Annotated in this window: 13 protein-coding genes; 3 read left to right on the plus strand and 10 right to left on the minus strand. The window is 70.9% G+C overall.

Translation table 11 applies throughout. The features are described from left to right. Positions 1–24: 24 nt before the first annotated feature. Positions 25–2,166: a RecQ family ATP-dependent DNA helicase gene (locus C1A38_RS28565; RefSeq protein ID WP_102660796.1), complete on the minus strand. Its 2,142-nt coding sequence runs from the start codon at positions 2,164–2,166 to the stop codon at positions 25–27. Positions 2,167–2,281: 115 nt separating this feature from the next. On the opposite strand from C1A38_RS28565, the gene C1A38_RS28570 reads away from it, so the two are divergent. Then, positions 2,282–3,076: a hypothetical protein gene (locus C1A38_RS28570; RefSeq protein WP_102660797.1), complete on the plus strand. Its 795-nt coding sequence runs from the start codon at positions 2,282–2,284 to the stop codon at positions 3,074–3,076. A 99-nt stretch (positions 3,077–3,175) separates the two neighbouring features. Here the strand turns inward: C1A38_RS28570 and C1A38_RS28575 are convergent, their stop codons facing one another. The 6 genes from C1A38_RS28575 to C1A38_RS28600 form a co-directional block, all read right to left on the minus strand. Next, complete coding sequence (locus tag C1A38_RS28575) at positions 3,176–3,922, minus strand: SDR family NAD(P)-dependent oxidoreductase (RefSeq protein ID WP_102660798.1); 747 nt, start codon at positions 3,920–3,922, stop codon at positions 3,176–3,178. 79 nt (positions 3,923–4,001) lie between these two features. After that, positions 4,002–5,120: a branched-chain amino acid ABC transporter permease gene (locus C1A38_RS28580; RefSeq protein ID WP_102660799.1), complete on the minus strand. Its 1,119-nt coding sequence runs from the start codon at positions 5,118–5,120 to the stop codon at positions 4,002–4,004. Further along, entirely contained in the window at positions 5,117–6,007 is an 891-nt protein-coding gene (locus C1A38_RS28585; protein ID WP_013736018.1) for a branched-chain amino acid ABC transporter permease, read from the minus strand. The genes C1A38_RS28580 and C1A38_RS28585 overlap by 4 nt, the downstream gene beginning before the upstream one ends. Further along, positions 6,007–6,786 (minus strand): ABC transporter ATP-binding protein, encoded by a 780-nt coding sequence (locus C1A38_RS28590; RefSeq protein WP_102660800.1) that lies wholly within the window; start codon positions 6,784–6,786, stop codon positions 6,007–6,009. The genes C1A38_RS28585 and C1A38_RS28590 overlap by 1 nt, the downstream gene beginning before the upstream one ends. Then, positions 6,786–7,529 carry an ABC transporter ATP-binding protein gene (locus tag C1A38_RS28595; protein ID WP_102660801.1) on the minus strand — a complete coding sequence of 248 codons (744 nt, stop codon included), beginning with the start codon at positions 7,527–7,529 and terminating at the stop codon, positions 6,786–6,788. Before C1A38_RS28595 ends, C1A38_RS28590 begins: the two co-directional genes overlap by 1 nt. Before the next feature lie 8 nt (positions 7,530–7,537). Further along, on the minus strand, positions 7,538–8,743 hold the full coding sequence (locus C1A38_RS28600; protein WP_102660802.1) for a substrate-binding domain-containing protein: 1,206 nt from the start codon (positions 8,741–8,743) through the stop codon (positions 7,538–7,540). Between the two features lie 343 nt (positions 8,744–9,086). Here C1A38_RS28600 and C1A38_RS28605 point away from each other — a divergent pair, with 343 nt between their 5' ends. Beyond that, positions 9,087–10,421 carry a TrkH family potassium uptake protein gene (locus C1A38_RS28605; RefSeq protein ID WP_102660803.1) on the plus strand — a complete coding sequence of 445 codons (1,335 nt, stop codon included), beginning with the start codon at positions 9,087–9,089 and terminating at the stop codon, positions 10,419–10,421. After that, positions 10,411–11,082, plus strand: coding sequence for a potassium channel family protein (locus tag C1A38_RS28610; RefSeq protein ID WP_102660804.1), 672 nt, complete (start codon positions 10,411–10,413; stop codon positions 11,080–11,082). The genes C1A38_RS28605 and C1A38_RS28610 overlap by 11 nt, the downstream gene beginning before the upstream one ends. Positions 11,083–11,092: 10 nt before the next feature. On the opposite strand, the gene C1A38_RS28615 is transcribed toward C1A38_RS28610, so the two are convergent. The 3 genes from C1A38_RS28615 to C1A38_RS28625 form a co-directional block, all read right to left on the minus strand. Beyond that, on the minus strand, positions 11,093–12,805 hold the full coding sequence (locus C1A38_RS28615; protein WP_102660805.1) for a serine/threonine-protein kinase: 1,713 nt from the start codon (positions 12,803–12,805) through the stop codon (positions 11,093–11,095). Between the two features lie 71 nt (positions 12,806–12,876). After that, complete coding sequence (locus C1A38_RS28620; protein WP_102660806.1) at positions 12,877–14,430, minus strand: fused MFS/spermidine synthase; 1,554 nt, start codon at positions 14,428–14,430, stop codon at positions 12,877–12,879. A 36-nt stretch (positions 14,431–14,466) separates the two neighbouring features. Beyond that, positions 14,467–15,471: a coiled-coil domain-containing protein gene (locus C1A38_RS28625; protein ID WP_102660807.1), complete on the minus strand. Its 1,005-nt coding sequence runs from the start codon at positions 15,469–15,471 to the stop codon at positions 14,467–14,469. Positions 15,472–15,675 lie beyond the last annotated feature (204 nt).

The following is a 15,675-nucleotide window of genomic DNA, read 5'->3' on the forward strand; positions in this document are numbered from 1 at the left end:
GGGAGGGGAGGGAGGGCGGGTGGGTTAGGCGGTGAGGGCTAGGGCTAGGGGGAGGATGGCGGGGGCGGCGGCTCGGCGGAGTTCGCGGGTGGCCATGGTGAGGGTCCAGCCGGTTTCGACCAGGTCGTCGACGAGCAGGATCGGGCCGGTCAGGGCGGCCAGGGCGGCGGCGAGCGGGTCGGGCACGGTGAGGGTGCCGTGCAGGGCGCGTACCCGCTGGGCGCTGTTTCCGCGTGGGGCGCCGGACGGGCCGGTGAGGAGCACCCGACCCAGCAGCGGGATCCGTCCGACGGCGGCGATTCGCTGCGCCAGCGAGTCGATCAGGATGGGATGGCTCGTCGAGTCGACGGTGACCACCCCGACCGGGCGGCTGGGCCACGGGTCGTCCCCGTGCGCCCACGCCTTGAGCACCTCGATGACGGCGGCGGCCACGTCGTCGGGCACCGGCCCGTCCGGGGTACCGGGCCCGACCAGGCCGCGCAGCCGGTCACCCCACCCGAGATCGGAGAGCCGGCCCACGGCCCGACCGGGCAGCGCCTGCTCCGCCGGGGCGATCCGCCCCTTGAGGGGTACGCCGACCGCCTCCAGCCCGGTCGGCCAGAGCTTCTTCGGCGCGATCGGCACACCGGGTCGGCCGAGGAAGGTCTGTGCGGCGGTCAACGCCGTCGGTGACACCTCGGGCGTGAACAGGGGTTCGGCGCACCTGTCACACCGGCCGCAGTCGGTGGCCCCGGCGTCGTCAAGGCATTCGCGCAGGTAGCGCATCCGACAACCGGTCGTCGAGGCGTACTCCAGCATGGCCTGTTGCTCGGCGGCGCGGGCGGTGGCGACGCGGTGCAACCGGTCGGCGTCGTAGGTCCAGGGCTCGCCGGTGGCGAGCCAGCCGCCGCGGACCCGGCGGACGGCGCCGTCGACGTCGAGCACCTTGAGCATCATCTCCAGGCGGGCCCGACGCAGGTCGACAAGGGGTTCGAGGGCCTGGGTGGAGAGCGGCCGGTCGGTGTGCAGGGCGGCGAGGACCGCGCGGACCTGGTCCTCGGGCGGGAAGGCGAGCGAGGCGAAGTACCGCCAGATGGCCGCGTCCTCGACGCCGGGCAGCAGCAGCACCTCGGCGTGTTCGACGGCTCGACCGGCCCGGCCGACCTGCTGGTAGTAGGCGATCGGTGAGGGCGGGGCACCCAGGTGCACCACGAAACCGAGGTCCGGCTTGTCGAAGCCCATGCCGAGGGCGCTTGTCGCCACCAGCGCCTTGATCTTGTTGTCGAGCAGGTCCTGTTCGGCGGCGCGGCGGTCGGTGTCCTCCGCCTGCCCGGTGTACGCCGCCACCGACCAGCCCCGGGTGCGCAGGAACTCGGCGGTCTCCGTCGCCGAGGCCACGGTCAACGTGTAGATGATGCCGGAGCCCGGCAGTTGGTCCAGGTGGTCGGCGAGCCAGCCGAGCCGGTGCGCCGGGGTGGGCAGGTCGAGTACGCCCAACCGCAACGACTCGCGGTCCAGGCTGCCCCGCAGCACCAGCACCTCCGGCCCGGGGACGGCCACCTCGGTGCCGAGTTGCTCGGCCACGTCCCGGGTCACCCGGGTGTTGGCGGTGGCCGTCGTGGCCAGCACCGGCGTGTGTGCCGGCAGGTTGCCCAGGAAGGTCCGCAGCCGGCGGTAGTCCGGCCGGAAGTCGTGCCCCCAGTCGGAGACGCAGTGCGCCTCGTCGACCACCAGCAGGCCGGTGGTGGCGGCGAGCTTCGGCAGCACACCGTCGCGGAAGTCCGGATTGTTCAGCCGTTCCGGGCTGATCAGCAGCACGTCCACCGCTCCGGCGTGGATCTCCGCGGTGATCGCGTCCCACTCGTCGAGGTTCGCGGAGTTGATGGTGCGAGCCTGGATGCCGGCGCGGGCGGCGGCCTCGACCTGGTTGCGCATGAGCGCCAGCAGCGGCGAGACGATCACCGTCGGCCCGGCGGGGTGGGGCTGGTCACGCAGCAGCGCGGTGGCCACGAAGTAGACGGCCGACTTTCCCCAGCCCGTACGTTGCACGCAGAGCACCCGCCGCCGGTCGACCACAAGCGCCTCGATCGCCCTCCACTGGTCCTCGCGGAGCCGGGCGTGGCTGCCGGCCAACCGCCGCAACACTTCTTCGGCGCGTTCCCGGACCATGCTGCGTTCCTGGCTCATCCGGCCTTTCTACCAGCGCCGAAGGGGCACCGGTCCACCAGCGCCCGAAGGGTCACCGGCAGCGCAGCCGCAACCGCTGGCATACGATGCCGTTCGATAAGTGAGAGAGGACGAGATGACACAGCGAACCGGCATCACCGTCACGGGCCGGCGACTCGCGGTCACCGCGGTGGCCCTGCTCACCGCCGCTCTGGTGGCCGGCTGCGACGACGAGACGCCGCAGGCGGCTCCGCCGCCGCCGGACCCGAAGCAGGAGTTGCTGGCGGCGGTGCCGACCGACGAGGACCCTGCCTTCCGCTTCACCACCAGCGACACCTCCGGCGACGTGTCCGGTGTGATCGACCCGGTGAACCGGGGCATGGACATCGACACAGTCACCAAGGACAAGGACTTCACCCTGGAGATGTCCTTCCGGATGGTCGACTCGCGGACCTGGATGAAGGTCAACTTCAAGGGTTCGAAGGACATCCAGAAGCTGATGAAGCTGCCCACCAAGTGGATGGAGATGGACCCGGCGAAGCTCGACGGTCCGGACACGCTGCCCACGTACCAGGGCACCGACCCCGGCAACGCCGAGGTGATCATTCGCGCCGCCAGCGACGTGCAGGCCGGCGAGGCCGGGTCGTACACCGGAGTGATCGACCCGACCGACCAGCCGGACCTGGCGGACGCCCTGGAGGGAATCGCCACGCTCGGCGACGCCGCCGAGCCGATCCCGTTCACCGCCGTCGTCGGCGCGGACGGCAACCTCACCACGCTCACCCTGAAGATCCCCGCCGCCGGCAAGAAGAAGGCGAGCGAGTACGTGGTGGAGTACTACGACTTCGGCACCACTCCCCCCATCGCCGCCCTCACCCCCGACGAGGCCCAGAAGGCCCCCACCTCCGCCTACGACCTCCTCAACGGCTGACCGCAGCGCGAGGTTGATCAAGAGGTTTGCGTCTGCAGGCACCCCGATCCAGACGCAAACCTCTTGATCAACGCGGGCTGAGGGGGAGGCGCGCGGGGGTCAGCGGCCCAGGACTGAGCCGCCGTTGACGCCGAGGATCTGGGCGGTGACGAAGCTGGCGGCGGGGCTGGCGAGGTAGCGGACGGATTCGGCGATGTCGTCGGGGGTGCCGGCTCGGCCGACGAGGGTCGCGGCGACCCGCTTGGCGTGGCCCTCGGGGGTCATCCGGCCGACGAAGAACTCGGTCTCCGCGACGTAGCCGGGGCTGACCACGTTGACCGTGATCTGCTCGGGCCCCAGTTCGGCCGCGAGACTGTACGCCCAGCCGTGCAGTGCCGCCTTCGCCGCCGAGTACGCGTCACCTCCGCCCCGCTGGGCGGCGATCGAACTGATCAGGATCACCCGCCCGCCGGGACGACGCAGCGCCGGTCGCAGCGCCGCGGTGAGCAGCACGGCGGTGAGCACGTTGGTGTCCAGGGTCGCCCGCCAGTTCGCGGCGATCCCGGCCAGCGTGTCGTCCTGCGCGCTGTGGAAGCCGCCGGCGTTGTTGACAAGCACGTCGACCGGCCGCCCGTCGACCGCCTCGACCACCCGGCCGATCTGTTCGGGGTCGGTGAGGTCGACACTCACCGCGCGTACCGCCTCCGGTCGGCCGGTCTCCGACCCGATCCGTTCGGCCGTCGCCGCGAGCACCTCCGCCCGCCGGCCGAGGATGAGCACCGAGCACCCGTCGGCGACAAGCGTCCGCGCCACGGCCGCCCCGATTCCCGTACCACCGCCACTGACCACTGCCAACCGCTCGTCCACGCCACGCTCCCCCGCGTCCTGGTTCTCACTGGATCACGAGGCTAGCGGGCGGCGCGGTGTGCCGCCCGCCAGCCCGCGATCAGCTCTCCCGACGCGGGCCGAGACGCAGGGCGTTGCGCAGCAGGGCGAGCCGGGGGGCGAGGCTGGCCAGGCCACCGGGGAAGAAGTAGACGGCCAGGATGAAGACGGTGCCGAGGACGAAGAGGGGCTGGGACAGCGGCCGGCTCAGGAAGGCCGGCAGCGCGTCGATCGCACCGGAACTGCCCACCGAGATCAGCCGGTGGTCCAGGTACATGTAGAGGATGCCGCCCAGCACCGGACCCCAGCGGGTGCCGGGACCTCCGAGCACCACCATCACCAGCAGCGACAGGGTCAGCTCACTGCTGGTGATGTGCGGCGAGGCACCGCCGACGATCAGGCAGTAGACCACCCCGCCCGCCGCGGCCAGACCACCGGCCAGGGTGAAGGCGACAAGCTTGAAACGGTACGGATCGAGCCCGAGCACGCCGATGCGCCGCTCGTCGTCGCGTACTCCGGCCAGCACCCGCCCGGTCGGCGAGTTGCTGACCCGGTGCACCACGAAGACCACCACGACCAGGTACGCCAACGCCAGCCAGTACAGGTTCACCGTGTTGGCCACGCCGACCAGCCCGGACGGCACCCCGGCCACGTCCAGCGGCAGCCCCTCCTCACCACCGGTGAGTCCACCGAAGTCGCGGGCCACCAGGATCGCCCCGACCTGGGCGAAGGCCAGCGTCACCATGGCGAAGGCGATGCCGACCGTACGCAGCGCCACCGCGCCGACCAGACCGGCCAGGATGATCCCACCGACGATCGCCAGCGGCGCGGCCTGCCAGAGCGGCAGCCCGACCCGGGTGATCAGGATGTCGGTGCCGTACACGCCGGCGGCGAAGTAGAGGGCGTGGCCGAAGGAGAGCATCCCGGTCCGCCCGAACAGCAGGTCGTAGCCGGCCGCCAGGCCACCGAAGACCAGGCAGACGGCGAGCAGTTGCAGGGTGCCGGGCGAGTTCAGCGCGCCCTCGAAGATGCCCGGCAGGTGCAGCGTCGAGTACGGCAGGATCAGCGCCACGGCCAGCACGACCAGGGGCAGGAACGGGCGCAGCCGGGACCAGCCGGCCGGCTCCGACGGCACCGCCGCCGCAGGTGCCGTGACCTCGGGACTCTTGACCTCGGTCATGCCGTTGCCACCTTTCCGGCGATGCCCTGCGGGCGCAGCAGCAGCACCACGGCCAGCAGCGCGACCACGCAGATGTCGCCCAGCCCGGAGGTGCCGTAGTAGTTGACGAACTGTTGCAGCAGCCCGACCGCAACCGCCGCGTACGCGGACCCGACGACCGAGCCCATGCCGCCGATGACCACCACGATGAACGCGAAGATCAGCAGCGAGCCGCCCTGCTGGGGTGAGACGGTGCCGAAGTAGACGCTGCCCAGCGCGCCGGCCAGCGCCGCCGCCGCGCCACCGATGGCGAAGACCAGGGTGAACGCCTTGCGGACGTCGATGCCCAGCGCGGTCACCATCTCCCGGTTCTCCACCCCGGCCCGGATGATCAGGCCGTAGCGAGTCCACTGGAGGAAGGCCAGGATCGCGGCGAGCACCAGCACCGCGGCGACGATCAGCAGCAACCCCCCGTTGGGTACCTGTGCACCGAGGATCGTCGTCACCTGCCGGGTCCACTCCGGACGCGGGAACGGCCGGGCGTCGGCACCCCAGGTGGCCTGCAACAACGCCACCCCGGCCAGGGAGAGGCCGACGGTGACCAGCACCTGCTCGATGGTGCGGGAGTAGAGCGGCCGGATCAGCACCAGCTCCACCAGCACCGCCATCAGCGTGCCGGCGGCCACCCCGAAGGCGACCGCGACCACGAAACCGAAGCCGTCAGACCCGGCGCCGGGCAGGTTCCCCGCCGCCCACCAGGTCGCGTACGCCCCGACGCCGAGGAACAGCCCGTGCGCGAAGTTGAGCACGTCGGCCAGGCCGAAGACCAGTGACAGGCCGGAGGCCACCAGGAAGTAGAGCGCCGCCAGACCGAGCCCGGTCAGCGTCAACAGGATGACCGCGTCCATCAGTGCCCGTCCTTCCGTCCGCTGCCGGGCGCGGCGTGATGGCCCCCGGGCGCGGTGTGGTGGCCCTCGGCCGAGCCGACGCCGAGCAGCGACCGGGTCAGTTCGGTCTCCGCGAGCAGCCGCTGCGCGTCGCCGGTCCAGGCCACCTGGCCGGCGGCCAGCACCACCGCGTCGCGGGCCAACCGCCGGACCACGGCCAGGTTCTGCTCCACAAGCAGCACCGGCACGGATTCGGCGACCCGCGCCAACACCTCGGCCACCTCGGTCACCACCTTCGGCGCCAACCCCTTGGTCGGCTCGTCGACCAGCAGCAGCCGGTTGTCGTTGATCAGCACCCGGCCGATGGCGAGCATCTGCTGCTGCCCGCCGGAGAGCGAACCGGCCCGCTGCCGGGACCGTCGCTGCAACTCGGGAAAGAGCGCGAAAACCCGGTCGTACGCCGCGGTGCTGCCGCGCCGTTCGGCGAGCCGCAGGTTCTCCGCGACGGTGAGGCCGGCGAAGACGCACCGGTCCTCCGGCACGTAGCCGAGCCCGCCGCGCACCAGCCGGTGTGTCGGTTGGCCGAGCAGGGTCTGGGTCTGCATCCGGACCGTGCCGCGCACCTCGCCGTTGCGGGGGGTCAGCCCGACCAGGGCGCGCAGCGTGGTGGTCTTGCCGACGCCGTTGCGGCCGAGCAGCACGGTGACCCCGGTCGGCGAGACCGTGAACGAAACCCCTTGCAGGATGTGCAGTCCGGCGATCCGTACCGACAGGTCCTGCACTGCCAAGATCGGCTCCATCAGAGCTCCTCCCCCAGGTAGGCCTCTTGCACCGTCGGGTTGGCCATCACCGTCTCCGGGGTGTCGCAGGCCAGCAGGGCGCCGTGGTGCATCACGGCGATCCGGTCGGCCAGTTCGAGGATCACGTCCATGTGGTGCTCGACCATCAGCACCGACCGACCGCTGTCGCCGGTCAACGAGCGGATGACCTGGACCAGTTCCGGTACGTCCTCGGCGCTGACCCCGGCCATCGGCTCGTCGAGCAGCATCACCCGTGGTTCGCCGGCCAGCAGCAGCGCGATCTCCAGCTTGCGCTTCTCGCCGTGCGCGAGGGTGCCGGCCAACGCCGTACCCCGGTGAGTGAGGCCGACCCGGTCCAGCGCCGCGTCGGCGGCGGCGGCCACCTCCCGGTCGGCCGCCGCCCGCCGCCACAGCTTCATCGAACCCCCGCGGTGTGCCTGCACGGCGAGCCGGACGTTCTCCCGCACGCTCAGCGAGCCGAAGACCGAGGACGCCTGGAAGGTACGCCCCAGACCGAGCCGGGCCCGCCGGTGCGGCGGCAGGGTGGAGATGTCCTGTCCGTCCAGGGTGACCTGGCCCTCGGTGGGCCGACGCAGGCCGGTGATCAGGTTGAACAGTGAGGTCTTGCCGGCGCCGTTGGGCCCGATCACGCCGAGGAACTCCCCGGGTGCCAGGTCGATGTCGACGGCGTCGACGATGGCGACCTCACCGATCCGCCAGGTCAGACCGCGGGTGGCGAGCATGGCGTACCTCAGCCCTTCATCGCCTGGACCGGCGGCGCGGCCTCGTCACCGGTGAGTGCCTTCTGGGCGGTGGCGGTGAAGGTGTCGCCGCTGCCGGTCAGGCTCGCCTGGTACATCGGCTGGAGCAGGGCGTGATCCTCGGCGCGGATGGTCATGGTGCCCTTGACGCCCTCGAAGCTCCAGCCCTCCAGCGCGGTGATCATCTTCTCGACGTCGTCGCCGCCCTCCTGTACGGCCCGGACCACCATCTGGGCGGCGGCGAAGCCGTCCGGGTGGAACAGGTCGAGGGTGCCACCGGGGATCTTCGCCTTCGCAGCCGTGGCTGCCTCGGTGTCGCTGGCCCCGTCGAAGTAGTGCGACAGGAAGGAGATCTTGGTGCCGGCCGCGCCGAAGGTGGGCCAGGAGGCGCGGATGTCCAGGCCGGTGACGACCGTGGTGGAGCTGAGTACGCCCTGCTGGTCCAGCGTCTGCCACATCGCCGGGGCGGTGGTGCCGGCCCAGGCGACGAAGAGCAGGTCCGGCTTGGCGGACTTGATCTGGCTGGCGAACGGGGTGAACTCGGTGGCGCTGGCCGGTGCCCGGACCGCGCTGACGGTCGCCCCGGCGCCCCCGATGATCTCCTTGACGGCGGCCTCGTTGGCGTCGCCGAACGCGCCGTCCTGGGCGAACACCACGACCTTCTTGCCGGTCGGGTCGCCGATGAACGACCTGGCGGTCACCACGTCCTGGTACGACTGCCGCCCGGAACGGAACGTGTACTTGTTCACGCCGGTCACCGCGTCGGTGGCGGCCGGGCCGGAGATGAACAGCACCTTGTTCTGCGCGGCGATCGGGGCGACCTGGAGCGCCACACCGGACGCCGTCGAGCCAGCGATGATCTTGTTGCCCTTGCCGATCAGGTCCTTGGCCGCGGAGACCGCCTTCGCCGGGTCACCGGCGTCGTCGACCTCGGTGATCTCGATCGCCCGGTCGCCGACCTTGTTGGTGCCGCCGGTGGCGAAGTCCAGACCGGCCCGGAACCCTTCGATGTACTGCTTTCCGTAACTGGCCAGCGCACCCGACTGGGAATAGACCAGGCCAACCTTCACCGGCGCGGCGCTGTCGCCACCGCCGTTGGCGGTGTCCTGCGGGCTGCCACAGGCCGTGGCGACCATCGCCGCGGCCATCATCGTTGCGGCGGACAGGAACACCCGCCGTGTCGTCCGGACCGTCATTGCGACTCCACGTGAGGACTCAGAGGGAGGGAAACCTTATGTGTCGGCTCACGCTAGAAGTGACGTCACCCACGGGCTATGTGGCGGACGCACACAAGTAGCCGGAGGTGGGTGGCTTCCGGTTACAGCGATGACGGTGAGGCAGTGACCCGTCGGCAAGACCATGGCCCGACCTCCCACGGCCAAGCCCCACCCTGTGTCGTCATCCGCCACCACCCGGCCCGTCGGGTCATCGTGCATGCAGAGCGAGCTGGCTGGCAGGTGGTCCGCACCTGATCGCCGGTGAATCCTCGGGATTCCGATTTCCGCAGTTCGGGATCGGCTGAAATCAGAAGATTGTCTGGTGCGCCGGTTCCTTCGTCACCCCGTACGGCTGGTGCCGCTCGCTTTCCTGGTGGCGATCGGAATCGGCACCGGCCTGCTGATGCTGCCGTCGATGACGATCGGCCACGAGGCGGCGCCGATGCTCACCGCCCTGTTCACCGCCACCTCGGCGATCTCGGTCACCGGGCTGGCCGCCGTGGACACCCCGACCTTCTGGTCCACCCCCGGCCTGATCGTGATCACGGCGCTGACGCAGATCGGCGGGCTGGGCATCCTCACCGGCGCGGCGCTGGTGATCCTGACCGTGTCCCGGCGGCTCGGCCTGCAGAACCGGCTGCTGGTGCAGGCGGAGACCATGGAGTACGGGATCGCCAACCTCCGTCGCCTGCTGCTGCACATCGGGGCGACGGTGCTGGTCTGCGAGGCGGTGATGACGGCCATCGTCACCACTCGGCTCTGGCTGGGCTACGACTACCCGCTGGGGCGCGCCCTGTGGTCGGGCGGCTTCCACGCCATCCAGGCGTTCAACAACTCCGGCTTCTCGCTCTACCCGCACGGTCTGCTGACCTTCTCCCGCGATCCGTGGGTCAGCCTGCCGCTGGCGCTGGGCAGCATCATCGGCGGCCTCGGATTTCCGGCCCTGTTCGAGGCGGTCCGCGAGTGGCGCAAGCCGATCCGGTGGGCGGTCGCCACCAAGCTGACCATCTGGGGCAGCGCCGCCCTGGTCGGCTTCGGCTTCCTGACGTTCCTGCTGATCGAGTGGGGCAACACCCGGACCATCGGCCAGTACGCCGTCGCCGACAAACTGCTCGCCGCGTTCACCCAGATCGCGCTGTCGCGTACCGGCGGGATCGAGGTGGTGTCCACCGCCGGCCTGCGGGAGGAGAGTTATCCGCTGCTGACCGGGATGATGTTCATCGGTGGCGGCAGCGCCAGCACCGCCGGAGGCATCAAGGTCACCACCTTCTTCCTGCTCGCCTTCGTCATCTGGGCGGAGATCCGTGGCGAGCCGGACGTCACGGTCGGGCACCGGCGGGTGGCCACCGCCAGCCAGCGGCAGGCGGTCACGGTCAGCCTGCTCAGCGTCGCGATCGTGGCCGCCGGCACCTCCCTGCTGATCGCCGTGACCAACAAGGTGCCGTTCCACTCGGCGCTGTTCGAGATCACCTCGGCGTTCAGCACCACAGGTCTGTCGGTCGGCGTGACGTCGATCCTTCCTGACAGCGGCCTTCTCCTGCTGACCGTGCTGATGTACGTCGGCCGGGTCGGTCCGCTCACTCTCGGCTCGGCGATCGCCCTGAACACCCGTCACCGGCTCTACCGCTATCCAGAGGAGCAACCCATTGTCGGCTAGCAAACCGGACTCGGGAGGCATCGCCGTGATCGGCCTCGGCCGGTTCGGCGCCCGCCTGGCCGAATCGCTGAGCGCTCTCGGTCACACCGTGCTCGCCATCGACCGTGATTCCCGGCGGGTGCAGAAGTGGTCGGCGCTGCTCGACCAGGTGGCGCAGGCCGATTCCACCGACGACCAGGCGTTGCGTCAACTCGGGGTGGCCGACCTGAACCGGGTTGTGGTGGCCATCGGCGCCTCCCTGGAGTCCAGCGTGCTCACCGTGCTCGCGCTCGTCGAACTGGGCGTGCCGCAGATCTGGGCGCGGGCCACCTCGACCCAGCATTCGAAGATCCTGTCATCGGTCGGCGCGCAGCACGTGATCTTTCCCGAGAAGGAGACCGGCGAGCGGCTGGCGCATCTGATCGCCAGCCGGATGCTCGACTTCATGGAGTTCGGTGACGCCTTCGCGATCGCGAAGATGCACGTGCCCGCCCCGGTGACCGGGCATCACGTCACTGAACAGCAACTGCTCGACCGCTACGGGATACGGATCATCGGGGTCAAGCGGCCAGCCGAGCAGCGCTACCACTACGTCTCCGACAGCCTGCTGCTCCGCCCCGACGACATCGTCATCGTCGAGGGAACCATCGAGCAGGTCCAGGCCTTCGCCTCGCTGTCCTGACCCCGATCACTCAGGCCTTCCTGCCGGGTGGCGGCTTCGGCTTGCCCCGCTTGGCCGCCTTGGTCTTCTCCGGCTTCCCCTTCGCCGGGGTCCCCTTGGCCTGCTGGTCCTTCTTGTCGGGGCCCTTCTTCTTGGCAGGGGTGTCCTTCTTGCCCGGCTCGGCCTTCTTGCCCGGCTTGGCCTTCTCCGGTTTCGTCTTCGCCTTGTCCGAACCACCGGAACCGGCCTTGCCACCGGCGGCCTTCACCGGCTTCGGGGTCGGTGCGCTGCCGGCGATGCCGGACACCTGCACCCCGCACCGCTCGTCACCCAGCCGGAACTCCACCGGCAGCGGATTCGTCCCGGTGTACGTCCCGGTCAGGCGCAACTTCTCGGTCGCGCCGGGTGCCAGGGCGGGATGGTCCGGGGCGGCCTGGACCGCGACCGCGTGCCCCTGTTGGCGGGCCGGCACCGGGCTCGCCCCGGTCACCTGCTGCCCGCCGGGGAAGGCGAACCGGACCGTCCAGTCCCGCAGTTCCCGGTCGCCGGTGTTGGTCAGGCTCAACTCGGCGGTGAAGTCCTTGCCGGAGTCCTTGCGCAGCGCGTACGACACCTGGCACGGGATCCGGTCCTCGCCACCCATCCGAGCCTGGGTGGGCTGGTCGATGCCACCGCTGGCCGGGCTGCGCGAGGTGACTCCCCACACCGCCGCGGTGACGGCCATCAGCGCGACGGCGGCCACCGCCGCCTCGACCCGGCGTCGACGGTCCAGCCGCCGAGCGGTACGCAGACCCATCAGCGGCAGCGCATCCGTCGCCGCCGACCAGGGCAGGATTGTGGTGCCGGCGCTGGCCAGCAGCATCGGATCGGTCCGCTGGTCGGCCAGCGACACCGGCACGGCCGGGATCTTGCCGACCGCTTCGGCGAGGGTACGGGCCAGCTCGGCCGTACCGGGCCGGTCCGCCGGCCGCTTGGCCAGGCAGCGGTGCACCAGCTCGGCGACCCCCGCGGGCAGCTCCGGCACCGTCGGCATGGGTTCCGGTTCGCGGTACATGTGCGCCCGCAGCATCTGGGTGGTGGTGTCGGCCTGCCAGGGCAGCCGGCCGGTGAGCATCCGGTAGAGCAGCAGGCCCACCGCGTACACGTCGGTGGCGGGACTTACCTGACCGTTGTCGAGGCGTTCCGGGGCGAGGTAGGCGGGCGTGCCGAGCAGCGTGCCGTCCGCGCTCTTCTCGCTCTCCCCCACCAACGCCGAGATGCCGAAGTCGACAACCTTCACGCCGGTCGCGGTGAGCATCACGTTGCCGGGGGTCACGTCGCGGTGCACCACGCCACGGGCATGTGCGGTGGCCAGCGCGGAGGACACCTCGGCCGCGATCGTCACCGCCTCCCGCCAGGGCAGGACGCCCACCCCGGAGAGCCGGGCGGTCAGCGGCGCGCCGTCGATCAGCTCCATCACCACGTACGGCACGGTCAGCCCGACCTGCTGGGACTCGCCGTAGTCGTACACATTTGTGATGTTGGGGTGGCAGAGCCGGGCGGCGGCCTGGGCCTCGCTGCGGATCCGGTGGCGGAACGCCCGGTCGCTGGCCAGCCGGGACGCCAGGACCTTGACCGCGACCTGCCGGCCCAGCACCTCGTCGTAGCCACGCCAGACGACGGACATCCCGCCCGTGCCCAGTTGCTCGATCAACCGGTACCGCTCACCAAGCAGCTGCGCGCCCCTGCGTACCTCTGCACCCATGGTCGGCCTTGTTGCCCGAAGCGAACCCCGCTACACCTTTCTGAGCGGATTCGGTCAACGATGTCACCCGATCAGGCGGTGGCGAGCAGTTGGTCCACCGGCGCGTAGTCGTCGGTGAGCACCAACGCGTCACCGACGAAGTCGGTGAGATCCCCGCCGCTGAGCAGGCTTACCGGCTCGTTGTCGGCGTCCAGCCGGGCGCGCAGCGCGGCCAGCGGCAACGGCGCGTCGGAGGCGACGATGAGGAAGTTCGCACCCCGCTCGCCGGCCAGTGCCTCGGGTGGGGCGACCAGCGCGACATGCCGGAACTCGGCAGCGACGGTGGCCACCTCGCTGCGGATGAACCGCAGCGGCGGATAGTCGATGACGTTCTGCACGTACACCCCGCCGGGGCGGACGACCCGCCTGATGTCGGCGGCCATCTCCCGGGTGGCCAGGTGCCAGGGCACCACCAGATGCCCGAACGCGTCACCGACCACGAAATCCCGGCTGTCCGTCGCCTGCCGGGCCGTCCACAGCCGGGCGTCGCCCACCATCACCTCGAGATCCGGCCCCTGGCGTACGCCGAGGTGCTGCTCGCCCAGGTCGACGAGCCCGCCGTCGAGCTCGAAGACCAGGTTGTCGGTGCCCGGTCGGGTGGCGGTCAGGTAGCGCGGCACGGTGAACCCGCCCCCGCCCAGGTGCAGTGCGTCGAGCCGCTGCCCCTCGGGCGCCATCACGTCGGCCACCGCCCCGATCCACCGGGTGTACGCGTACTCCAGGTGGGTCGGGTCGGCGAGATCCACGTACGAGTGCTGGGCCGAGTTGAGCAGCAGCGTTCGCCCGCTCTCGCGGCCCGGATCGGCCTCGACCCGGGCACAGTGGTACGCCGTCTCCACGTCACACGGGTTCGGCGCGATCGTGGTCAGCCCCGCGCCGGCCAGGCCGAGCACCGCCAGCGCGGCCTTGACCCGGGCCGGGCCGGGCAGCGTCGCCCGGTCCTGGCGGTGCAGGTACACGCCGAGGGCGATGCCGGTGATGCCGAGCGAGGCGGCCAGCCCGAACAGGATGACCGTGCTGGGCAGCGCGGCGACCAGCACGAACCCGGTGACCAGGGTGGCCGTGACGGCACCCAGCGTGCCGATGCCGGAGAGCCGGCCGACCACCTGGCCGGTGCGGCGCAGGTCGGCGAGTTGCAGCTTGACCACAAGCGGGGTGACCGCGGACAGCAGCATCGCGGGGGCGAACACGGCGACCGCGACCAGCAGCAGGATCGCGCTTGCGGTGTCACCCTTGAGCACCTCGCCCGCGTAGCGCACCGCCGGCAGGGTGATCGCGGTGGCGATGCCGGAGAGCACCAGGGCCGGGGCCAGCAGCGTACGCGGATTGCGCTTGTCGGCCAGCCAGCCACCCGCCCAGGCCCCGTACGCGATAGCGGCCAGTGCGATGCCGATGACCGAGCTGGTCACCTGAAGCGTCACCCCGACGTACGGCCCGACCAGGCGCAGCGCGGCGGTCTCCAGGACCAGGACGGCACCGCTGGAGTAGAAGACCAGAAACGCGGCGAGCCCGTTGGGCAGCGCCCGTGGGGTCGCCGGCTCGGCCGACGCGGTGGGTGCCGCGACGTCAGGAGATGGAGAGCTCATCGTGGCGATGGTACGCAGCCCGCCGACGGCCGCGGGTCAGTACATCGAGAGATGAACATGGTTCGTGTGGTCTGCGGCGGGACTGCCGCTACCGCCGTACGCTCGCCAGCCGGTGCCCGGATGCCAGATCTGCCGGTACCAGATGACGTACAGCACACCGAGCCGGTCGGCGTTGCGTACGTGCCAGGCGGCCAGGCTGTCCCCGTACGCCTTGTCCCCGCCGGTGGCCGTGCGGTTCTCGAAGCCGTTGGTGGCGGCGGAGAAGTCACAGGCCCGACCCTTGGGGTGCTCACCGGAACCACCGCTGCGGTAGCAGGAGACGTACCGCTTGTATCCAGCGGCCTTGGTCTGCTGGAGCGCGTGCAGGGTGCGGGGCGTGATGCAGCCGGAGGTGGTCGGGTCGTTCACCGAGCAGGACTCGGACGGCCAGGAGCCGTTGGCGTTGCGCGGCGCCGGCTTGGCCGAGGTGGCGCTGCCGCCGCTGAAGCCGCCGCTGGTGCCCGAGCTGACCGCGGCCAACGCCGCCTCGGTCTCCTTCTTCTTCTTCGCGATCACGGCGAGCTGCTTGGTCTGCTCCCGCACCTCGGCGTTGATCGCGAGCTTGGCCTGCCGGGTCTGCTCGCGGGCCTCGGTCAGCTCGCGCACCCGGCGGCCGTCCCGCTGGGCCATCATGTCCAGGCTGGCTGCCCGCTGCACGAACGCCTCAGGGGTGCCGCTGTCCAGCAGCGCGGCGGCGGCACTGAGCCGGCCGATCCGGTACGACTGTGCGGCCACCTCACCGACCATCACGCTCAGCTCGGTCAGCCGCCCCTCCAGCTCGGACAGCTCCTTGGCCATCTTCTTCTGACGCTTCTTGGAGCTGTCGAGCTTGCGCTTGGCCTCGATGTGCGCCTTGGCGGTGGCCTCCAAGGTGTCCCGCAGCTTCTTGCTGCCCCCCTCGTTGGGCTCGGCGTACGCCGGGACGGCACCGACGCCGAGCAGCAACGCGACGGCGGCGAGCAGGGTGATCAGCGGCCTGTGTAAGCGCCGCCGCACGGGCATGGACCTGCGCACGAAAGCATCCTTTCGTCGTCCGCCGGCCCCCCGGTGAGATCACTGCGCGGCGGCGGCCCCCGCCGGCGCCGATCGGCGGCCTGCTGGCGGTAGACCGCCGGTCAGAATACCGGAACCGCCCTCCCCGACCAGTCCCCCGACCCCCACACCCGTCAATAACCCACCCACCGCAACCCCCACCTCACCCTCCGC

It is taken from the genome of Verrucosispora sp. ts21 (assembly GCF_002879555.1).
Taxonomy (GTDB): domain Bacteria; phylum Actinomycetota; class Actinomycetes; order Mycobacteriales; family Micromonosporaceae; genus Micromonospora; species Micromonospora gifhornensis.